This window comes from Streptomyces sp. 2A115 (assembly GCF_052245575.1).
Classification (GTDB): domain Bacteria; phylum Actinomycetota; class Actinomycetes; order Streptomycetales; family Streptomycetaceae; genus Streptomyces.
This window is the reverse complement of record NZ_JBQQCG010000047.1, coordinates 13,745-33,082: the sequence shown is the minus strand read 5'-3', so window position 1 is coordinate 33,082 and position 19,338 is coordinate 13,745. Positions and strand designations below refer to the sequence as shown.

Below are 19,338 nucleotides of genomic sequence, written 5' to 3'. Positions count from 1 at the left end.
TCAAGTGATGAGGCTGGTGTAGATCACGCATGTACACAAGGCGCGGGATCGTGGAGCACCGCCGACCCGGGTTGCTGATCGGCTGGTTCGACCCCGGTGGTGCTCCTGCGGATGTGTACGGCCGTCCCCCGCAGGAGAGACTGAGCCTTTCAGCGGTGCCGCTCCAGGGTGAGGATGGCGGCTGCGATTGACGACATGCGGTTGGGACTGCGGCGGGCTCTGCGGAAGATTCGCCAGGACTTCAGTCGTGCGACGCTGTGTTCGGCCGGGGCGCGTGCTGCTGACAGCGCGCGGTTGACGGTTTGCTGGGTTGGTGTGAGGTTGCGCCCTGGTGGGCGTCTGCCTGGTGTTGTCACCCATGGGCCGGCTCCGATGTAGGCGCGGTCGGCGAGGATCGGGAGCCTCGTGCGTCGCGCACCCTGTCGGCGTCACCCGATCGGTGGCCGAACTGAAAACGCTCAGTGCGCTGGGCTTCGTCGTCACCACAGGTTGCCCCGGCCGTCTCCGAGACGCCGCCGTCGCCGCCTGCACGCCCCAGCCGCGTCACCTGGTGCCCGGCACGTTCCCACAGGTCGGCCGGCCCGCCGCCGATGTTGGCTCGTCCGATCACGGCGATGTTCACGCTTCTCTCCTTGCCAGACTGATGTGCGATGGAGGCCGGTCACGTCAACCGAGGCCGATCCGACCAGGCTGAGCCAGACTCGACGGGGCAGTTGGACGTCTCCCGTGGCGTGAAACGACGCTACGGCGGCCATCCGCCGGGAGTCCAAGACTTGTCCGGACGCTGGGCAATAGGATTCGTCTATGGATGTCAGCCCCCGCGTCCTCCGCTACTTCATGGCCGTGGCCGAGGAACTCCACTTCGGCCGCGCAGCCATGCGTCTCTACATCTCCCAGCCGTCCCTGAGCCATCAGATCCGCAAGCTTGAGGAGACCCTCGAAACCCCGCTCTTCGTGCGTTCGAGCCGTCGGGTGCAGCTCACCGCCGCGGGCCGGACGCTCGCTCACGAGGCACCGATCGCGCTGGCCGCGCTGGAACAAGCCGTGCAGCTCACCCGGCGGGCCGGGTCAGGCATCGCGACGACGATTCGGTTGGGCTATACGCCGATCACGAGCTTCGACACGCTCACGGTGCTTCTGGATGCTCTCCAGGAAGACCACCCCGACTTCACGATCGACCCCCGAGAGATCTTCAGCGCCGAAATTCCCGAACGGCTCTGTGCTGGCGACCTGGACATCGGTCTCGCCCTCTCCCCGCCACCGCTCGACGGGGTAAATGGCGAGATTCTCCGTGAAGAGCCCGTTTCCGCGGTCCTCAGCACTCGCCACCGCCTCGCTGCCGCACGGACGATCCCGGTGAAGGACCTCCGCGGCGTGACGCTGCAGTTGTTCCCTCGCCGTCTTGCCCCGGCGTACTACGACGGCATCGTCGCCGCCTGCCACGAAGCAGGCTTCTCACCCCAGATTCGCGCGTTCGAGGATCCGCCGGTGAACGCCATGCTCGCCCGGCTCGCCAGCGGACGCGAGGTCGGCTTGGCCCCTGCATCGTTTGCTGAGCACGCCGCGAACGCCGGCACCGGCATCGTTTGCCGCGATGTCGTCGATCCGTCGATCCGGGCAGAACTCTCGGTGCTGTGGCCCACGAACGATCCGTCGCCCGCCATTGCGAGCGTCCTTGCCACCGCCCGGCGATGCGCGGAACGCCATGGATGGCTACGCAGCCCCTCACACAGCGCGTGACGCTGCGGCCCGCAGCCTCGATCACCGAATCGCTCCGACTCACAGTCACGGGCGGTCGTTCGACCCCGTCGCCTGCGTTGCGTAGCCGGCGAGGTCGCCAACCAGGGTCTTCGAACCTGAGCGGTGCGTCGTCCTGAGCGGCTGACTGTCTGTCATGTTGGGTGAAGGCCAGAGGTGGCCCCGGTAGCAGGACGCCCGTGGTCGTGAATGGTCATTTCTGTTCTCGACGCAGAACGATCACCACGGAACCACGGGCTTGGACAACGATACCGATGCGACGCTGCTGCTGGACCTGGACGGCCTGGCCGTCGTACGGGTGGAGCGGCTTGCCGACGGCACCCGGCGGGTGCACCTGGCCACGGCCGACGAGCAGGCGCGGTGACGGCGGTCGTGAAAGGCGGCTCTGATCAACATTTCGGATGCCGTTGGTGATCTTCGCTCGGTGGGGTGAACTCGTCATGTTTTCCAGCGGGTTCGGGTGCAGGCGTGCTCGGCTGGCGGGAGCGAGGCGGTTCGGCGGTCGGGAGGTGGCCGCGGTGGCGGGCTTCGGCAATGCCGAAGATTCGTCCTAAGACTGTGAGCCTTCCGCAACCGGGGAAGCGAGCTGGCCAGGCCCCAAAGAGCGTCAGCGAGGGCCACGGGAACCCTTGGGTTGTCGCACATACGTGGGGAACCTGTCCGCGGTGAGGCTGTGGGGCCTCAACACCTGCGCGTTGCACGCTTCACCACTCTCTTCCCAGCTGCGGCCCGGTGAAGCCCCTGCCCTGTCGTGCCGCTGGCGCCGGGCCCGGTATGCTGCCGGGCAGGCGGCCACGACCGCCGACCGCTGAAGGGGCCCTCCGCTCACGCCGGAGTCCTCGTTGGTAGGCCAAGCCGTCCTTCGACGCATCGTGCACCTGAAACTGCCTGCCTTCAGAGCGGCGTGTGCGTGGGGCACGCTGCTGCACGGAGTCAGACATGCCTACGAGCAAGCCCAGGAAGTCGCGAAAGCGCACCCGGGAGATCCGAGAGCAGAGCCGGGCCACCGGCACGCACTACACAGAGGCGATGCGGGCGAACGACCGCACCCGAGCCGGCGGCCAACAGTTGCCGCCGCGCCTAACCCCCACCCGCACGCTGCTGTTGCCGCTCGTCCAGGAAGCCCTGGCCGACCTGTACGAACTGGACTGGCTGCTCCTGAGGCTCCGAAAGGAGATGGTCCTGGACCATGAGGGGGTGCTGATGGGTTTTCGGGACAGCGGCGGGGTGCCGATCCCCGGCGCGCCGATCGAGGACGTCTTCGAGGCGTACTGGCAGGTACGCGGCGCGCTGCCCGAGGGGACGAAGGAGCTGGTGGACGGGACAGAGGAGTACCCGCCCAACATGCTGCTGTTGGTGGGCCCCGACGGTGGGGACACGGGGCACCTGGCCGCCGTTGAGGTGGCCGAAGCGGACCTCGCCCTGCTCGCCGCGTTCGCCGACGCCCTCGACCGCGCGGCCGGCCCGCGTCCCGGCCCGGAGTTCGAGGCCCTCACAGAGGCGCTTGGCGAACTCGGGCGGGTGCCCTACTACCCGTGGATGCCCGAGGGAGACGAGGCCACCATCGCCGGCTGGGTGCGGCGAGCACTGTCACCGATCCTGATCTCGCCGTTCGAGGGCCCGCATGGTGCCGACGACCACGAGACCCTGTCCGGGGTGCTGCGGTACGCCGAGGACTTGGGCTGGGAGAGCGTCTGCGTGAACCCGGACGAGGCGGAGGCGGCCGAGCGCGTGATGTGGAACGTGGCGCGCGCGGCACGGCCGATCTGACGGGTCGCCCGTGCGCGTGGCGTGCCGGGCGTGCGCCAGCAGCGGGCGGACTCGTGCGGGCTTGGACGCGGGGTGGAAGCAGCTCGCGGAGGCGGAGTCACGGCCGGGATGACGGCCCACCTGCCCTCAGGCCTTTCTCTCCACCGGTTGTTGATCCTTGCTACGCCCTCGTCACGGCGGCGTGCAGCTCGCGCACGCCGCCCGTGCGCGGGTGCCGCTCAGCCAGTTCGTTGACGATGCCGCGGATCGCGGGCCGGTCGCGGACTTCACCGGGGCTGGCCCGGTAGGCGGCGAGCAGGGCGCGGGCGGTCTGCTCTGGCCGCTGCCACGCCCACCAGGCCCGCGCCATGTCGGTGCTCATACGGGCCTTGCGCTCCGCGGTCCGGAACTGCTCGGGCCGCAGGTTCTTCCCGGCCTCCAGGCCAGCGTCCGCGTCGCCGAGTGCCCAGTGCACACCGACCGCGTACAGGTCAACGGCGGCCGGGCTGAGGTTGAACAGGCGGCCCGGTGGGACTGCCTGGGGCAGGCGGCGAGGCGGGCCTCCTCGGTCATCGCCAGGGCCTCGGTGCGCTGTCCGCCCCGGGCTGCGGTGTAGACCAGGGTGCACAGCATCTGCGCGTACGCGGCCGCCGTGGCGTCGGTGTGCAGCCCGGTCGCCTCCAGTTCGGCTGCCGCCAATGAGCTTGTCATTTAAGGTCCGGCGTCGAACGCGGCTCGAACTTGGTCGGCGTTTTCGCAGTTCAGCGGACGTGAGGACGGCCTCCGTCTGATCCTGTGCTCCGTCACAGAGGCAGAGGAACCAGCACGAAGGCCGTGGTCGTGAGTCTGGAGCATCAAGGCGTCCTGCGGGATGCGTTCGCGGAAGTGTCACGCTTCCGGACGGAGTTGTACGCGTGTCTGACCGCCCGGAGCGACGCGCTGTTCGAGTTATGCGATGCCCTGCTGTGCACGGACGGGCCGGTGCGGACGCTGGTCGACCTGGCGCTCGCCCCGGAACACCGACGTGGGCACGGGGCCCTCTTGGGTCAGCTGGATGAGCCTTGGGACGAAGACCTTCAAGTTCGAGGAGGAGTCCGAGGCCCACCGTGGCATCGCCTCTCGGCTGTGGGACGTCCGGGAGTCGTACATCTCCCTCATCGCCGACCTGATGTCCGGCACCGTCTCCAACGCGGAGGGCCGAGAGAGGCGGGACGAGCTGCAGCAGGCCGCGCGCGACGCGTACGCCGCCGCGCCCAGGACGAGCAACAGGGCGTTCGAGCGTTGCCCCTGCCGAAAACTCATCCGTCCTGGTGGGAGCTGGTGTACGTGGTGCTCGCTCGAGGTGGTGCTCTGGCGCGGTTGCCGGTGGGCGCGGCAGCATGATCGACCGTGCTGGCGCCGCCAACACCAGCAACGCGCAGCCGACTACCACCGCCGCTGGAACAACGTCACGGCAGCAGCCGTCACTTGACGGGAACCTCACTCCTCACCAACTACAGCTGCCGTGTCGGAACTCGCACGAATCGCCCCGTTATGTGAAAGTCGGCCTCGATGTGAGCAGCCGTGGCCCGCAGTTCCGGCAAGATGGTCGTGACGCACTCCGCGGCGGGGCGGCGACCGCTGTGCATGGTGACGTTGATCGCCGCCAGGAGGCCGCCGTCGCGGTCGCGTACCGGTACGGCGATCGAGCGAAGCCCTTCTTCCAGTTCCTCATCGACCAGGGCATAACCGTCCTCGCGGACTCGGTCGAGAATCACCTCGAGGTCGGTGGGCCGGGTGACGGTGCGAGCGGTCAGCGCCCCCATCCGCACGCGCGCCAGCCGGGCAGTGCGCTCCTCGGCCGGCAGCCCCGCCAACAGCACCCGGCCCGTGGAGGTCACATAGGCGGGCACGCGTGCGCCCACTGCGATATCAGCGTCCATGATGCGTCCCGCGGCGACCGAGGCCGCGCACTGGACATCGTCACCGGCGAGCACTGCCAGGGACGTCGAGTCCGCCACCTTGCGGGTGAGGGCGGCGAGGTGGGGGTGAGCGATCCGGGTGAGTGTCGTCTTGGACAGTGGCGGGAAACCGAGGGCGAGGACGCGTGGAGTGAGCCGGAAGACCCGCCCGTGCAGCGTGACGTGACCGAGGTGTGTCAGGGTTATCAGGGCACGGCGAGCCGTGGCGCGGGACAGGCCCGTGGCTTCGGCGACCTCGGTGAGGGTCAGCTCCGCACGGCCCTCACCGAACGCGGTGACCACGGTCAGGCCGCGGGCCAGGGATTCGATGAACTCCCCGCCCAGTTCCTGTTTGGACGCGCTCGTCCAGGTGGCGAGCCCGACGGGAGTGCTTTTGCTCGGCGGCTCCGGAGGCGGAGCGTCGGCCAACTTCCGCTCCATGACGGTCACGGCAGTACGGAGCCTGGGGAGAAGGGCGTCGCGCAGCGAGTCCGCGCTGTGCCGACTGGTATGGCTCACGACGCTCGCCACACAGGCGATCCGGCCGTCGGGGGCGCGAACCGGAACGGATGCGGCGACGAGCCCCGGCTCGATCAACTGGTCGTCCATCGCCCAGCCATGGGCGCGCGCCCGTTCCACCCGCTCTTCGAAGTCTGTCGTGGCGGTACGGTGCGATCGAGGGGGGATCGCCGGGAAGCCGAGGTCCTCGGGGTCGGCGTCCTGCCGCTTGTGCCACCGCGCCCAGTCCTCCGGCCTCCACTCGGTTGCCAGCAGCGGGCCTGGCGCGGTGCGTTCGGCGGGCAGCAGGTCGCCGATGCGGAAGCTCAGCGACAGGGCGCGGCGACGGATCGCTTGGTGGACGAAGCGGATGCCGTCACCGTCCGCCACCGCGAGGGACACCGACTCGTCGAGTTCCTCGGCGAGGGCATCGGCGTGCGCACTCAGCAGCGCGGGAAGACGCAGGGCGGCCAGGTACGCGTTCCCCAGCTCCATCAGGCGGGGGGCAAGGACGGCGTTGCTGCCGTCCATCCGCACGTACCCCATGTGAGCGAGTGTTCCGGTGACCCGGTCGATGGTGGCGCGGGCCAGGCCGGTGGCCCGTCCCAGATCGCTGAGGCCGGCCGTCCCTCCAGCGTCGGTGAGCTCGCGCAGCAAGGCGATACCCCGGATGAGAGGGGCCACGGCTTCCTCGGGGGGCGCGGGAGCCGCCATGGGGTCGGTAGGCGTCAGGGCGTGGGGCGATGTCATGGGCTCTCCGCGGCGACTGTCTCAGCACTGCAGTGAATGATGCCTGGTGGGGGCAGAGAGCCGACAGGTCTGGGTGGCCGTGACGAGCCCACGGGAACGCCCGTCGCGCGGGGCGGTGTGTTCCGGCCAGTCGCCAAGGCCGGTGCTGCTCCGTGCTGCCGTCGCGGGGGCACGGTATCCGGACCTGCTAGCCGGGGACCTTCAGCTCGGCCTCGATGTCGGCGGCGGTGGCCAGGAGCGGCGGCAGCAGGTCGTGGCGTATCGAGTCCAGCGTTCGCCGGCTGACGTGGGTGGAGAGGTTGATGCCTGCCACCACCCGTCGTGCCTCGTTCCGGATGGGTACGCCGATCGATATCAGGCCCTGTTCCAGTTCCTGGTCCACCAGGCACCAGCCCTGTGCCCGCACGTGTTCCAGTTCGGCGGCGAGTGCCTCCTTTGAGGTGATGGTGCGGGGGGTGAGCGGCTTCCAGTGGGCGGTGTCCAGGTAGTGCCGCAGCCCGGGCTCGTCGAGGTGGGCGAGCAGGACCCGGCCGAGGGAGGTGGCATGGGCGGGGAAGCGGGTCCCGATGCTGATGGAGACCGTCATGATCCGCCGGGTGGGTACCCGGCTGACGTACACCACGTCCTCGTCGTCGAGCACCGCCACCGACGAGGACTCGTGGACCTCGGCGACCAGTTGCTCCAGGTGGGGCTGGGCGATCTGCGCCAGGGACATGCTGGACAGGTAGGCGTAGCCCAGTTCCAGGACCCGGGGCGTGAGGCGGAAGTGGCGGCCGTCGGTGGCCATGTACCCCAGGTCGGCGAAGGTGAGCAGGAAGCGCCGTGCGGTGGCACGGCTCATGCCGGTGATCCTGGCGACCTCCGAGAGGGTCATCTCGGGTGTGTCGGCGGTGAACGCACGGATGACGGCCAGCCCTCGTTCGAGGGACTGCACGAAGTACCGCCCGGGTTCGTTGTCGTCCATGTGCTTCGGCCCCCGTGTCGGACGGTGTGTCAGGACTCGGACTTCTGCAGGGCGAGCTCGTCGCTGCGGTCGGCCACCGGTGTGTCCGTGTCGCCGTTGTGGTGCTTGGCGCGCTGGATCTGCTCGTAGACGTGGGCGCGCAGTTCGGCGAAGCGGGTGCTGGAGCGGGTGTGCAACTGGTCGCGCTCGTCGGGGAGATCGATCGTCAGATCCTCCATCACCACGGTCGGTGAGGTGGACAGGATGATGGTGCGCTGGCCGAGATAGACGGCTTCGTCGATGTCGTGGGTGACGAACAGGACGGTGACGCCCAGTTCGCGCCACAACCGCCGGATGAGGTCCTCCAGTTCGGCGCGGGTCTGCGCGTCGACGGCGGCGAACGGCTCGTCCATGAGCAGCACCTTCGGCTCGAAGGCGACGGCGCGGGCGATGGCGACGCGCTGTTGCATGCCTCCGGACAGCTGCCAGGGGTAGGCCTGGTGGGCGTCGGCGAGCCCGACCACCTCCAGCGCGTGGTCGACCAGTTCCTTCTCGCGGGCCTTGCCGAGCTTCTTGCGGCGCAGGGGCAGGGCGACGTTGTCGCGTACGTTCATCCAGGCGAACAGGGAGCGGCCGTATTCCTGGAAGACGACCGCCATGCCGGGCGGGGGTCCGTCGACCGGGCGGCCGTCCAGGCGTACTTCGCCGCTGGTCGGGTCGAGCAGGCCGGCCATGCACTTCAGCAGGGTGGTCTTGCCGCAGCCGGACGGGCCGACCAGGCATACGAGTTCGCCGGCACCGATATGGAATGTGAGATTCCGAAGTGCTTCGACGCTGCGATTGCGTCCGGTGTAGGTCTTCTGCAGGTTGCGTACGTCGAGCATCGACGTCTCCTTGTCAGGGGTTGCGCTGGGCCCGGCGCAGGCCGTGGTACCAGGCCAGGACCCGGTTCTCGGCGATGCGGAAGAGCAGGGAGAGGGCGAATCCGAGCAGGCCGAGCAGCAGGACACCGCTCCACATCTCGGGGATGGCGAAGGAACGCTGGAACTGCACGATGGTGAAGCCGAGTCCGTTGCTGGCGGCGAACATCTCGCTGATGACCATGAGAATGATCGCGATGGAGAGGGCCTGGCGCATGCCGGTGACGATCTGCGGGCTGGCCGAGCGCAGCACCAGGTGCCACAGCCGGGAGGGGCCGGTGATGCCGTAGGAGCGGCAGGTGTCGCTGAGCACTTCGTCGACGGCTCGGACGCCCTCGACGGTGTTGAGCAGGATCGGCCACATGCAGCCGCTGACGATGACGATGACCTTCATGGTGTCGCCGATGCCCGCGAACAGCATGATGACGGGTACGAGCACCGGGGGCGGGATGGCCCGGAAGAGTTCCAGGACCGGCTCCAGTACGTCGCGCACGCCACGGTGCATGCCGACCACCAGGCCGAGTCCGACACCGACGGCGACGGCGAGGAGATAGCCGGCGAGCAGGCGGACCAGGCTGGGTACGACGTCCGACAGCAGTCGTTCGCCCGTCCATACCTCCCCGAACTTGCCCAGGATGGTGGACAGCGGGGGAACGTAGAAGTCGGTGCTGCCCGCGGTGGCGAACCACCACACGGCGAACAGGACCGCGGGCAGGCCCAGGACCAGACCGGTCCGCCGGGCCAGTGTGAGGACGGTCATCGCTGTCCCTCCCTGCGCATCGATGGGTGCCAGTGCAGTGCCCGCCGCTCGACCGCCCGGGCCACCAGGTTGACCGCAACGCCAAGGAATCCGGTGACCAGGACCAGGGCGTAGACCCGCGGTACGGCGCCGGAGGTCTGCGCGACCGCGAGCTGGTTGCCCAGGCCGGGCGAGCCGATGACGAGTTCGGCGGTGATCGTCAGGACGAGTGCCACGGTCGCGGCCAGCCTCACGCCGGTCATCACGTACGGCAGCGCGGTGGGCCAAAGGACGTACCGCACCCGCCCCCAACCGCCCATCTGGTAGCTGCGGGCGGTGTCCTCGGCGACCGGGTCGACGTCCTGTGTACCGGCCAGGACCTGGACGAGCACCTGCCAGAAGGAGGCGTACACGACCAGCAGCAGCTTCGACTCCAGGTCAGTGCCGTAGAGCAGGACCGCCACCGGGATCAGGGCCACCGACGGGATGGGGCGCAGGAACTCGATGGTGGAGGCGGTCACCGCCCGCAGCACCGGCACCGATCCGATCACCACCCCGGCCACCACCCCGGCCACCACGGCGATGGCCAGGCCCAGGCCCCAACCGGTGAGGGTGTCACCGAGCGCGGTCCAGAACGCGTCTTCGTCGAGCATCTGCCACAGGGCCCGGCCCATGTCGGAGGCGGGCGGGAGGTAGTCGGCGGAGACGACACCGGTGTGCGGCAGCACCTCGAGCAACACCACCAGCCCGGCCAGGCCTGCCAGTCCGCGCAACGGGGTGCGCGCTCTGTCCAGAGTGCGCCGCACGCGGCCACCGCCCACCCCGCCGGGACCTGTCGCGGTCCCGGCGGGCTTCGTCAGTACAGGAGTGCTCCCGGACGCGCTCATGAGAACAGGGCATCCAGGTCGGGCTTCTTACCGCCGAAGATGCCGTCCTGCTCGCCGAGCGAGGCCAGCTTCTCCAGGGAGGCCATGTCGTACTCGGCCGGCCAGGTCGGCAGCGTCAGGTTCTTCAGCACCTCGCCGTCGATCTTGGTGTAGGTGGTGAGCGTCTGGCGTGCCTCGTCCGGGTGCTCGGAGGCGTACTTCAGCGACTCTGTCATCGCCTCGGTGAACTTCTTCACCAGGTCGGGGTTCTCCTGGGTCAGTTTGGTGGAGGCGAAGTACGTCGCGATCGTGAGGTTCGGGTCGGTCTCGGCGAACGGCGACGCCACGACGCGGGCGCCCTGGCCCTTGGCGATGGTCAGCGCGGGCTCGCCCACCCAGGCGGCGTCCACCTGCCCGCCGTCCAGCGCGGCCGGCATCTGGTCGAACGGCATCTCGACGAACTTGACCTTCGAGGGGTCGCCGCCGTCCTTGCGCACCACCTCACGGACCGTGGTGTCCCCGATGTTCTGCAGGGTGTTCACCGCCACCGTCTTGCCGGCAAGTTCTTTGGCCGACTTGATCGGGCTGTCCTTCTTGACGGCCACTCCGCTGATGTCCTTGCCGGTGTCACCGGTGGAGGCGGTTCCGTTCACCACAGACTTGATCGGCACACCCTTGGTCTGGGCGATCATCAGCGACGTGGTGTTGCTGAACCCGAACTGGAACTGGCCGCTCACCACGCCGGGGATGATCGCGGCGCCGCCCTGGGCGGTCACCATCTCCAGTTCGATGCCACGGCTGCTGAAGAACCCCTTCTTCTGTCCCAGATACAGGGGGGCCACATCGACAATCGGGATGATCCCTACTTTGACCTGGGTGGTCTTGTCCCCGGCCGAGGAGGACGAACCGCCGGTCCCGGAAGAAGATCCGCATCCGGCCGCGGCTGCGACCGTCACTACCGCTATGGCAAGCCCGAGAACGCGCCTTTGCATGGGGACTCCTGAACAGGAACGAGTGTGTGCGCACTGCGAACATTTGTCCGTGTGCCGAACAAGCAAGCGGAGATTATGTCCCTGCCCGAATCGCGTCAATAGGCTGCGCCGAGGCTCCTCCCGGAACCGCGCCCTGCCGCCTTCTCCAGATCCAGACATGTTCCGACGGGTGCACCCCGGCAGCAGCAAGCCTGAGGTGCGGACGTGTTCAGCGAAGACCCAGGAGTCCTACTGCACGCCGCGGTCGACCACCTTGGTCACCCGCTCGTGGGGGTCCTCGCCCCGGTAGGCCGGGTGCGTGTCGGCGTGGTCAGTGCCCGCGCCGAGGACGATCGTCACGGCGTCGGAGTTGTCGACCCGCACCTTGGTGTTCGTGCCCCCGACCGAGCCGCTCTCGGCGGTCATGTGGAGCTGGGACTCGAAGCGCATCTGGTTGTCGTTCAGGTTGCCCGGGACCGTCAGCCGTGCGCCCTCGCGGGTCAGGCGCTGCGCACCGCACACGTCGCCGACTGCCGGGGGGTCTTCGACCGGTTTACCCCGGACCTCGGCCACGCGTCCCCGACGCCGCGCGCTCGTCTCCCGCGCCGACAAGGTGATCGTCCACGAAGCCGTCCCCGCCCCCGACGGGACGATCGGCACCACGCTGGGCGTCGGCACCGCCCTCGACGGGCTGCCTTCGAGTGTGGGCTTCACGACCAGGGCCACCGTCGCGAGCGGCTCCTGCCACCTCGATCTGCGCGGCGCCTACCCCTCCGGGCAGGGCGCGTACAGCTACGAGGGCGTCACCCGCGCCGTCGCCACCGGCACGGGTGACGCCGTGACCGCCGGCGGCTCCGCCATCGTGGTGGCGAGAGCCCCCGATGATCCTGCTGACCGAGCCGGCCCGCCACGCGGCGTCCACCGGCTGGGGACCGGCGGCTCATCGGCCTGTGACCGGCCGTGTGCACAACGAGTGCCGGGGCCGTGGTTGTTGCCCGTCCTCGACCGGTGTCGAAGAACCGCGGTCGGCCAGGCGGTGACCTGGCCGACCGCGAGCCTGATGGTGGGGAGCGGAGACCGCTACGCCGTCGTCAGGGGCAACGCGGCGAAGGTGTGCCGCTCCCAGAGGCGGCGGGAGGCTTCCTCCGGGTAGGCGGCGACCGTCGGTTCCGAGTCGAGGACCTGGACGAGGCGCTGCTCGCTGTCGTAGGCCGCCCAGCCTGGGTCGCCCGTGGCCGCGAACGCGGTCCACGCGGAGCGGAAGCGGGCGGAGAGCGCCTCGGTCTCGGGCGAGGGCGCCGGTCCGGTCAGCATGCCGCCGAGCCCGCCGTACACACCGAAGGTCAGCGGTACGTCCAGGCCATGGCAGGCACCGAGAGCGCCTCCGTTCGCCGGAGCGGACCAGGTGAGGTCGTACATGTGCGCCCGGCCGCCACCGGCCACCTGTGCCTCCACCAAGTGCAGCGATGGCATGCGGAACAGCCAGTCGGACTGGACAAGTTCGAACAGGTACTCCGCCGAGGCGTCCGGGAACGCGGCGCGGTAGGCGTGTCCGGCGTCCGGCGTCGGTCCGAACAGGCCCAGCGCCATCGAAGCCAGACCCTCGTCCACCCGCCCGAGCATCCCGCCCAGCATGAGGAAGAGACGGTACTCGTCCCGGTTGTGCCCGGCGATCAGCTCCACGTCGCGTGCGACACCGCTCGCCAGGGCCTCCCACGGCGTGGTGGGCAGAACGTCGCCGTCGACGACGGGCGAGAACGGGGTCGGGGTGAGGGCGACCGGACCCCAGCGGTGCACGTACTCGCGCATCCGACCACTCAGCGCGGCACCCGCCTGGGGCAGCTTGCGCGGGTCCACACCGGACAGGTCGGCCACCGTCGGGCGCAGGCCGAGCTCACCGGCCAAGGTCTCGGCGATGTCCGCGGCCAGCGCCTCCGAGAAGAAGGTACCCGGCACGCTCTGCGCGATGGCCCGCCGGAACAGTCCCCGCGCCCGGGGCATGGCCAACAGCGCGGCGATGGAGCCGGCGCCGGCCGATTCACCGAAGACGGTGACCCGGTCGGGGTCGCCGCCGAAAGAGGTGATGTTCTCGCGCACCCACTCCAGAGCCGCGACCTGGTCGAGCAGAGCCCGGTTCGCGGGAGCGCCCTCGATCGAGGCGAACCCCTCGATGCCGACACGGTAGTTGAGAGTGACCACGATCATGTCGCCGTCCCGCGCCAGGCGGCTGCCGTCGTAGGCGGGGTCGTCGGCGGAGCCGAACTTGTAGGCGCCCCCGTAGATCCACACCATCACCGGTCGGCGCGCCGCCGGGTCGGCGTCCGGCGTCCAGATGTTGACCGTCAGCCAGTCGTCACCTGCCGGAGGGGGTCCGGCAACAGCCGCCTCAGGCCCGAACGGCTCCTGCGGGGGAGGCGGACCGAACGTGAAGGCCTCCCGTACCCCGTCCCAACGGTCCGCCGGTCGCGGCGCCGCGAAGCGTGCCTCGCCCACCGGTGGCTGCGCGTACGGGATGCCGCGAAAGACCGCCAGGCCGCCCTCACGGCGGCCGCGGACCGCACCGGCCGCCGTCACAGCCTCCGGAAACTCGCTTTCGGTCATGGATGACTCCTCACAGAACGCCGCGTCGCAGCCGGTACGGGCAAGGGTCGGGATCGGCAATCGCCTCGCGCAACACCATTGACACTCGCCCACCGCGACCTGAGACTCATGCCTGCTCAGAGTGAACCACATTTCACCAGGCGAACGAATTGCGTGCTCACGATCTCCCTCGTGTCGCTCGCCCGGCGGATCAGCCGGAGTGACACCACGGCGCCGGCACCCGTCACGGCCACTGTCGGCGCGGGCGCATCGGACAGCCGGCGTTCGGTCTACCGGTCTCGTTCGTTCCATCGCTCCATTCGGCTTCAGCTCACACGAACCCCTCGAAGAGGAGTCGGCACGATGCAGCTACGCACAGGGATACACCTGAGTCAGTTGCGCTTGGGGCGCATCCCTCGGGCACTGGCGGCGGCCGCCGCAGCCGTGGTTCTCATCACGGCTGCGGGGGCCGCAGCCCCCGCCCGGGCGGAGACCGATGTGAAAGTCACCAAGGACCTCGCCTACGCACCCGCCCAACCGCCCGGCACTCAAGGCCACTTGCTGGACCTCTATGTCCCCAGGTCCGCGCGGCCGGTCCCGCTGGTGATCTTCTCCAGCGGCTCGGGTTGGCTGGCGGACAGCGGACGCCGCGGCGCCGACAGGGTGGCCGCACAGCTCAACCCGCGGGGATTCGCCGTCGCGGGCGTGGCGATCGGCTCCAGCGGGCAGGCGCAGTTCCCGGCCCAGCTGCACGACATCAAGGGCGCTATCCGCTGGCTGCGCGCGAACGCCAAAACGTACAACCTGGACCCGCACCGCGTCGCGATCATGGGCGACTCATCGGGCGGCTGGACGACCGCGATGGCCGCGGTCACCGGCGACCGTCCGGAGCTGGAGGGCGACGTCGGCCCGCGCGGGCCGTCCAGCGCTGTCCAGGCGGCTGTGCCGTTCTACCCGCCGACCGACTTCCTGCAGATGGACGCGCACATGCCGGACGACTGCAGGGTGTTCAACTCGGCGTTCGGGCTGACGGACTGCCACTCCGACGCCCGCTCACCCGAGTCGCTCCTGCTCGGCTGCACCATCACGGCCTGCCCTGGCAAGGTCGTCGCGGCGAACCCGCTCACCTACATCGGCGAGCGGCATACCCCGCCGTTCCTGATCTTCCACGGCGAGCAGGACCCCTTTGTGCCGTACCACCAGAGCCGCCTGCTCTACGACGCCCTCGCGTCCGCGGGTGAGGAGGCACGTCTGATCTCCTTCCCACGAGCCGGGCACGGGCCGCTGGAGGACATGCTCACCGACGACGAGACCCGCCAGGGTGCCTACGAGGAGACCACACGCAATGGGCACAGCATGCCGGCCCGCCCCGTGACTCCGACGTGGCCGACCGTCGTCTCCTTCCTGGAACAGCGGTTGCGCCCTGTGTCCCGCTGAGGCACTGGTCCTCGCCGCCCAACGGGTCTACCGTCGTTGGGCGGCGAAGCGTACGAAGGCGTTGGCGGCGCCGTATCCGCGGTAGCCGCCGGTCCGTTGGACGATCTCGAAGAAGACGTACCCGACCGTATCCGTGTAGCAGCGGCGGAACTCCCCGCCCTGTTCGTCCTTCCCGCCTGCTCGTCGCGGTCGCAGAGAATGCCAAGTTCGCGGTACGTCTCCAGCTCCCCGTCGGGGCATTCGTACGGTGCCGCCAGGTCGTCGCAGTAATTCGCCGGAATCCTGAGGAGTTCGGCGCCCGCCGCACGGACCTTGTCCCTGTCGAGAATCTCGTCCGTGCAGGTCAGGCCGTATGCTGGTACTCGTGGAGGGTGCCGCCGAGGCGGTCGCGTCGTCGTATGTCGAGGTGGGCGATGGCGTCCGGGTCGGTGATCGGCGGTGGCAGGGGGTTCAGCGGGCGGGCGTCTGCGATGCCTTGGTGGGGCCGGTGGGAGTTGTAGTGCTGTTCGAACTCGCGCAGGGTGTGGAGCAGATGGTGCTGGTTCCAGATCAGGGTGCGGTCCAGCAGTTCGCGGCGGCAGGTCTGTACCCACCGTTCCATGAGGGCGTTCATGCGCGGTATGCGGATGCCGCTGAGCACGATCTCGATGCCCGCGTCCTTGAGGACGGTGTCGAACAGGGCGGGGTACTTCCCGTCGCGGTCGCGGATCATGAACCGGGCCCGGCAGCCGGCGTCCTCGAGGTCCATGACGAGGTTTCTGGCGGCCTGCACCACTCAGGAGGCGTTCGGGTGCGCGGTCGCGCCCAGGACGCGGATGCGCCGGCTGCCGTGCTCGAGCACCGCGAACACGTACAGCCGCGCCCCGGACAGGGTGACCGCTTCGAAGAAGTCACATGCCGACAGGGCATCGGCCTGGGAGCGCAGAAAGTCGGTCCAGGTGCTGAAACCCCGCTCGGGTGCCGGGTCGATCCCCGCCTCCTTCAGGATCTCCCACACCGTGGAGGCGGCCACCTGCACGCCCACAACCAGCAGCTCGCCGTGGATGCGCCGGTAGCCCCAGCCGGGATTCTCCCGCGCCAGACGCAGCACGAGTACGCGGGTCGAGCGCACGGTACGCGGCCGCCCCGCACGCCCAGGCCGGGAACGGGCCGCGTGGCGGCGCGCGATGAGGTCACGGTGCCAGTGCAGCACAGTGTCCGGGCGCACCAGCAGCCGTGCCCGGCGCAGCACACCGCGCGGGAGCCGGTGCAGCAGCGCGGCCAGGAACACCCGGTCACTCGGGGCGAACCGCACCCGATCCCGGCCGGGCTGGCGTTCCAGCACCGTGATCTGATGACGCAGCGCGAGGATCTCCGCGTCCTTGTCCTGGTTGCTCACCGGCAGCAGCCGCAGCAGGACGAACACGTTCGCCACACCAGATAGGCAAGTCGAAGCAGCACGACCGGCCATCATGCCGGGGCGACCACCAGCCGCGCGAGTACCCTGCCCTCCAGACAGACCCTCACCTGCATGGATGAGGATTCCGGCAAGCACAACGTCGGCGTCCGTCTGTGCACAGAACCCGGCGTACAGCCCGACTCGTCTGCCATTAGGGCTCTGACCTGGTCTTATGGCCTGGTCGGGGCCCTTTGTCGTGTCTGGGCACATCCCGCTTCTACCTGCGAGTTCCCGGGAGTTCCCGCGCAAGTGTGCACGCGTTGTGCACTGGGGCACGGTGCCGGGCGGTGGGTTCGATGAGTGAAATCACCGAGTCGCCGGAGGGGGCTGGCGGCAGCCGGGGCGTCGACCTCGACGCGTGGATTCGGTCTCTGTGCGCTCTGGTCGTGGCCGGGGTCGCCGCGTATGCCTCGTATGTTCACCAGCGGGAGTTCGCGCTGCAGGGTGGGGCGGATGAGGTCAGTGCTTCGTTGTGGCCGCTGTCCGTGGACGGGCTCTTGCTGCTGGCCACGGTCGGTCTGCTGAAGCCCTCGGAGGCTGGCACACGCCGGGCGCGCGGTGCCGTGAGACGCCCCGGCCGAAATCACATAGAGAAGAGGACCGTCCGCGCACGAGCTGGACCCGAGACCGGATGGCCGCCCGCGCCGCCGCCTGCTGACTACCCACGTTGGGGATGGCCCCGACCAGCCGCGCGGACGAGACTGTTCGGACGCGGAAGGACGGGGGATGCCATGCGGCGGCTCGAGGTAGCACTGATCGGCGCGGGACTGATAGCACGTCTGCACCTGGACGCCTGGATCAGTGCCGGGGCGTCCGTCCGCGTCTATTCCAAGGACGGCCGAGCCGAGGACCTGGCACGCGAATTCGGCGCCAAGGCGGTCGGCTCCCTGGACGACGCGCTGAACGGCGTGGACGCCGTGGACATCTGTTCCCCGACCGGTACGCACCACGAAATAGCCATGGCCGCGATCGCCGCGGGCGTGGGGGTGGTGTGCGAGAAGCCGCTGTCGGCCGACGTCGCGGAGGCCGAGGAGATCGTAGCCGCGGCGGAGCAGGCCGGAGTGCGGCTCATTCCCGCCCACGACATACGTTTCGCCCCGGCGTTCGCCCGGCTCCACGAGCTGGTGGCGGCAGGTGACCTGGGCACGGGCGCGGTCGCCCGGTTCGCGGTGGCCGGCTACCATCCGCGGCCCTGGACCGGTCACGCGTCCGCGCGGTCGGGCGGGATCCTGACCGATCAGATGCTGCACGCCGTCGACATCGCCTACTGGATCTTCGGGGATGTCGTGCGGGTCCACGCCTGCTACCAGGGCGAGATCGCGGCACCGGCCCCGCAAGGGGCTGTCGCGGTCGGAACCGCCGTTCTCACCCACGCCAGTGGCGCGCTCAGCCAGATCGTGAGTCGGTGGACGGCGACGCCCCACCCACCCATTCGCGTCGCCTTCCAGGTCTCGGGCACCTGCGGAACGGTCCTCCACGACTCCGAGTGGCCCCAGGAGATCCAGACATACGGTGGCGAGGCCGGGGGCCGCGGGTACTTCGGGGAGACACCGTTCGCCTCCGAGATCCGTGAGTTCGCCCAGGCGTTCCTGGGCGGTCCGGAGCCGCGCCTGGGATCCCGGGACGCACTGGCCGCCGTCCGCATCACCCAAGCCGCGGCGGAGTCCGCATGGACGGGTCGTGCCGTGGAACTGTCCGTGGAGGGGGCCGCGTGAAGATCGCTGTGCTGTCGTTCGCCCACGAGAAGGCCGCGGTCTACGCTCGGCTGCTGCGTCACATGCCGGGCGTCGACCTGGTGACCGCGGACCCCGACGCACCGGAAGACCCGGCTCGGGGACAGGCCATGGCCCGGCAGCTCGGCGTACCGTACGCGGGCGGCTGGGACGAGGTGTTCGCGCTGCGCCCCCGGGCCGTGGTGGTCACGAGCGAGATCGCCCGCCGTCGCGAACTGGTCGAGCGCGCGGCCGAGGCCGGGGCCCATGTGCTGTGCGAGCATCCGCCGGCGACCGAGGAAGCGGACGCCCGGGAGATGGTGCGCGTCTGCGAGGACGCGGGCGTCCGGCTGACTTTCGCGTCCCCGGCCTGCTTCGGTCCTGCGTTCGGCGCCGTGCGCCGCAAACTCGCTGACGGCGAGGCCATCGGCACGCTGATGACCATTCAGGGCGCCTACAACAGCCCTCGACCACACCTGCCGCATCCTCGGCGGACGACTCGGGAACCGGCGGACGGCGGAGCGTTGGCGGCCAACGCGGCCGTCCTGCTCGACATGGTGGACGCGGTCCTCGGCGGGGAGCCCGCGCGGCAGGTGTACGCACAGGCGAACAGCGTCCTCGGTGGAGAACCGGGCGTCGAGAGCGCGGCGCTCGTCACCGTGCGCTATGCGAGCGGGACGGTCGCGGCCCTCGACTGCAGCCGGAGCCTGTCCGCGAACCGGCCGGCGGCGGGTGGACCGACCATGACCTTCGTCGGCGGCCGGGGGAGTGTGGAGCTGAACACCGCCCCGCGACTGCTCGGCGGATTCGCCGCCGCCACGGCCGGTGAACGGTGGGAAGCGGGCGGAGCCGACGCGGACGCGGTCATGCTCGGCGAGTTCATCGCCGCGGTCGGCAACGGGCACGGCGCCGGCCCGGACGGTGCCACCGGGGTGCGCACGCTGCGGATCATCCGGGCGGCCTACGAATCGGTGGCCACCGGCCGGCCCGTCGACATGGCGGTGCCGCCGCTCACGTGACCCTGACGGAGCCCCGCG

Annotated in this window: 17 protein-coding genes and 6 pseudogenes; 10 read left to right on the top strand and 13 right to left on the bottom strand. The window is 69.7% G+C overall.

Going from position 1 to position 19,338, the window contains the following annotated elements:
- Nucleotides 1–149 precede the first annotated feature (149 nt).
- Nucleotides 150–410: pseudogene (locus tag ACTWQR_RS33235) on the bottom strand (transposase family protein); the annotation flags it as partial.
- Nucleotides 353–622, bottom strand: a complete 270-nt coding sequence (locus ACTWQR_RS33230; RefSeq protein WP_443230915.1) for a hypothetical protein — start codon at nt 620–622, stop codon at nt 353–355. The pseudogene ACTWQR_RS33235 and the gene ACTWQR_RS33230, both read right to left, overlap by 58 nt.
- Nucleotides 623–804: 182 nt before the next feature.
- Here ACTWQR_RS33230 and ACTWQR_RS33225 point away from each other — a divergent pair, with 182 nt between their 5' ends.
- The 3 genes from ACTWQR_RS33225 (at nt 805) to ACTWQR_RS33215 (ending at nt 3,528) form a co-directional block, all read left to right on the top strand.
- A complete protein-coding gene (locus ACTWQR_RS33225; protein ID WP_443230914.1) occupies nt 805–1,740 on the top strand; it encodes a LysR family transcriptional regulator in 936 nt (311 codons plus the stop codon).
- A gap of 256 nt (nt 1,741–1,996) precedes the next feature.
- A complete protein-coding gene (locus ACTWQR_RS33220) occupies nt 1,997–2,122 on the top strand; it encodes a hypothetical protein (protein ID WP_443230913.1) in 126 nt (41 codons plus the stop codon).
- A gap of 575 nt (nt 2,123–2,697) precedes the next feature.
- The gene (locus ACTWQR_RS33215; protein WP_443230912.1) at nt 2,698–3,528 is read left to right on the top strand and encodes a hypothetical protein; all 831 of its coding nucleotides are present in this window, start codon (nt 2,698–2,700) and stop codon (nt 3,526–3,528) included.
- Nucleotides 3,529–3,688: 160 nt separating this feature from the next.
- Here the strand turns inward: ACTWQR_RS33215 and ACTWQR_RS33210 are convergent.
- Nucleotides 3,689–4,203: pseudogene (locus tag ACTWQR_RS33210) on the bottom strand (transcriptional regulator); the annotation flags it as partial.
- A gap of 168 nt (nt 4,204–4,371) precedes the next feature.
- Here ACTWQR_RS33210 and ACTWQR_RS33205 point away from each other — a divergent pair.
- Nucleotides 4,372–4,563 (top strand): annotated as a pseudogene (locus ACTWQR_RS33205) (transposase); the annotation flags it as partial.
- Entirely contained in the window at nt 4,562–4,978 is a 417-nt protein-coding gene (locus ACTWQR_RS33200; RefSeq protein ID WP_443230911.1) for an SLATT domain-containing protein, read from the top strand. The pseudogene ACTWQR_RS33205 and the gene ACTWQR_RS33200, both read left to right, overlap by 2 nt.
- Nucleotides 4,979–5,000: 22 nt before the next feature.
- On the opposite strand, the gene ACTWQR_RS33195 is transcribed toward ACTWQR_RS33200, so the two are convergent.
- The 7 genes from ACTWQR_RS33195 to ACTWQR_RS33165 form a co-directional block, all read right to left on the bottom strand.
- The gene (locus ACTWQR_RS33195) at nt 5,001–6,695 is read right to left on the bottom strand and encodes an IclR family transcriptional regulator domain-containing protein (protein WP_443230910.1); all 1,695 of its coding nucleotides are present in this window, start codon (nt 6,693–6,695) and stop codon (nt 5,001–5,003) included.
- Nucleotides 6,696–6,882: 187 nt separating this feature from the next.
- A complete protein-coding gene (locus tag ACTWQR_RS33190; RefSeq protein WP_443230909.1) occupies nt 6,883–7,659 on the bottom strand; it encodes an IclR family transcriptional regulator in 777 nt (258 codons plus the stop codon).
- A gap of 29 nt (nt 7,660–7,688) precedes the next feature.
- Complete coding sequence (locus tag ACTWQR_RS33185) at nt 7,689–8,522, bottom strand: ABC transporter ATP-binding protein (RefSeq protein WP_443230908.1); 834 nt, start codon at nt 8,520–8,522, stop codon at nt 7,689–7,691.
- Nucleotides 8,523–8,535: 13 nt separating this feature from the next.
- Nucleotides 8,536–9,318 (bottom strand): ABC transporter permease, encoded by a 783-nt coding sequence (locus tag ACTWQR_RS33180; protein WP_443230907.1) that lies wholly within the window; start codon nt 9,316–9,318, stop codon nt 8,536–8,538.
- Nucleotides 9,315–10,184, bottom strand: coding sequence for an ABC transporter permease (locus ACTWQR_RS33175; protein ID WP_443230906.1), 870 nt, complete (start codon nt 10,182–10,184; stop codon nt 9,315–9,317). The genes ACTWQR_RS33180 and ACTWQR_RS33175 overlap by 4 nt, the downstream gene beginning before the upstream one ends.
- Nucleotides 10,181–11,155, bottom strand: a complete 975-nt coding sequence (locus tag ACTWQR_RS33170; protein ID WP_443230905.1) for an ABC transporter substrate-binding protein — start codon at nt 11,153–11,155, stop codon at nt 10,181–10,183. The genes ACTWQR_RS33175 and ACTWQR_RS33170 overlap by 4 nt, the downstream gene beginning before the upstream one ends.
- Before the next feature lie 228 nt (nt 11,156–11,383).
- Nucleotides 11,384–11,707: a glycoside hydrolase N-terminal domain-containing protein gene (locus ACTWQR_RS33165; RefSeq protein ID WP_443230904.1), complete on the bottom strand. Its 324-nt coding sequence runs from the start codon at nt 11,705–11,707 to the stop codon at nt 11,384–11,386.
- Nucleotides 11,708–11,747: 40 nt separating this feature from the next.
- On the opposite strand from ACTWQR_RS33165, the gene ACTWQR_RS33160 reads away from it, so the two are divergent.
- On the top strand, nt 11,748–12,287 hold the full coding sequence (locus ACTWQR_RS33160; protein ID WP_443230903.1) for a hypothetical protein: 540 nt from the start codon (nt 11,748–11,750) through the stop codon (nt 12,285–12,287).
- On the opposite strand, the gene ACTWQR_RS33155 is transcribed toward ACTWQR_RS33160, so the two are convergent.
- The gene (locus tag ACTWQR_RS33155) at nt 12,215–13,735 is read right to left on the bottom strand and encodes a carboxylesterase/lipase family protein (RefSeq protein WP_443230902.1); all 1,521 of its coding nucleotides are present in this window, start codon (nt 13,733–13,735) and stop codon (nt 12,215–12,217) included. The two genes, ACTWQR_RS33160 and ACTWQR_RS33155, sit on opposite strands and share 73 nt — an antisense overlap.
- Nucleotides 13,736–14,077: 342 nt before the next feature.
- Between ACTWQR_RS33155 and ACTWQR_RS33150 the strand changes: the two genes are divergently transcribed.
- Nucleotides 14,078–15,151, top strand: coding sequence for a prolyl oligopeptidase family serine peptidase (locus ACTWQR_RS33150; protein WP_443230901.1), 1,074 nt, complete (start codon nt 14,078–14,080; stop codon nt 15,149–15,151).
- Nucleotides 15,152–15,178: 27 nt separating this feature from the next.
- Here ACTWQR_RS33150 and ACTWQR_RS33145 read toward each other — a convergent pair.
- Nucleotides 15,179–15,459 (bottom strand): annotated as a pseudogene (locus tag ACTWQR_RS33145) (sugar phosphate isomerase/epimerase and 4-hydroxyphenylpyruvate domain-containing protein); the annotation flags it as partial.
- 35 nt (nt 15,460–15,494) lie between these two features.
- Nucleotides 15,495–16,591: pseudogene (locus ACTWQR_RS33140) on the bottom strand (integrase core domain-containing protein).
- Between the two features lie 294 nt (nt 16,592–16,885).
- Between ACTWQR_RS33140 and ACTWQR_RS33135 the strand changes: the two are divergent.
- The 3 genes and pseudogenes from ACTWQR_RS33135 to ACTWQR_RS33125 all read left to right on the top strand — a co-directional run.
- Nucleotides 16,886–17,065: pseudogene (locus tag ACTWQR_RS33135) on the top strand (DUF2637 domain-containing protein); the annotation flags it as partial.
- 255 nt (nt 17,066–17,320) lie between these two features.
- Nucleotides 17,321–18,304, top strand: coding sequence for a Gfo/Idh/MocA family protein (locus tag ACTWQR_RS33130; protein ID WP_443230947.1), 984 nt, complete (start codon nt 17,321–17,323; stop codon nt 18,302–18,304).
- Nucleotides 18,301–19,320, top strand: coding sequence for a Gfo/Idh/MocA family protein (locus tag ACTWQR_RS33125; RefSeq protein WP_443230900.1), 1,020 nt, complete (start codon nt 18,301–18,303; stop codon nt 19,318–19,320). The genes ACTWQR_RS33130 and ACTWQR_RS33125 overlap by 4 nt, the downstream gene beginning before the upstream one ends.
- Nucleotides 19,321–19,338: the final 18 nt, after the last annotated feature.

Bases quoted from the DNA above. Each gene is read 5' to 3' on its own strand.
- ACTWQR_RS33150 (WP_443230901.1), top strand. From the start codon at position 14,078: ATGCAGCTACGCACAGGGATACACCTGAGTCAGTTGCGCTTGGGGCGC.
- ACTWQR_RS33215 (WP_443230912.1), top strand. From the start codon at position 2,698: ATGCCTACGAGCAAGCCCAGGAAGTCGCGAAAGCGCACCCGGGAGATC.
- ACTWQR_RS33200 (WP_443230911.1), top strand. From the start codon at position 4,562: ATGAGCCTTGGGACGAAGACCTTCAAGTTCGAGGAGGAGTCCGAGGCC.
- ACTWQR_RS33175 (WP_443230906.1), bottom strand. From the start codon at position 10,184: ATGAGCGCGTCCGGGAGCACTCCTGTACTGACGAAGCCCGCCGGGACC.
- ACTWQR_RS33180 (WP_443230907.1), bottom strand. From the start codon at position 9,318: ATGACCGTCCTCACACTGGCCCGGCGGACCGGTCTGGTCCTGGGCCTG.
- ACTWQR_RS33195 (WP_443230910.1), bottom strand. From the start codon at position 6,695: ATGACATCGCCCCACGCCCTGACGCCTACCGACCCCATGGCGGCTCCC.
- ACTWQR_RS33225 (WP_443230914.1), top strand. From the start codon at position 805: ATGGATGTCAGCCCCCGCGTCCTCCGCTACTTCATGGCCGTGGCCGAG.
- ACTWQR_RS33170 (WP_443230905.1), bottom strand. From the start codon at position 11,155: ATGCAAAGGCGCGTTCTCGGGCTTGCCATAGCGGTAGTGACGGTCGCA.
- ACTWQR_RS33130 (WP_443230947.1), top strand. From the start codon at position 17,321: ATGCGGCGGCTCGAGGTAGCACTGATCGGCGCGGGACTGATAGCACGT.
- ACTWQR_RS33185 (WP_443230908.1), bottom strand. From the start codon at position 8,522: ATGCTCGACGTACGCAACCTGCAGAAGACCTACACCGGACGCAATCGC.
- ACTWQR_RS33190 (WP_443230909.1), bottom strand. From the start codon at position 7,659: ATGGACGACAACGAACCCGGGCGGTACTTCGTGCAGTCCCTCGAACGA.
- ACTWQR_RS33155 (WP_443230902.1), bottom strand. From the start codon at position 13,735: ATGACCGAAAGCGAGTTTCCGGAGGCTGTGACGGCGGCCGGTGCGGTC.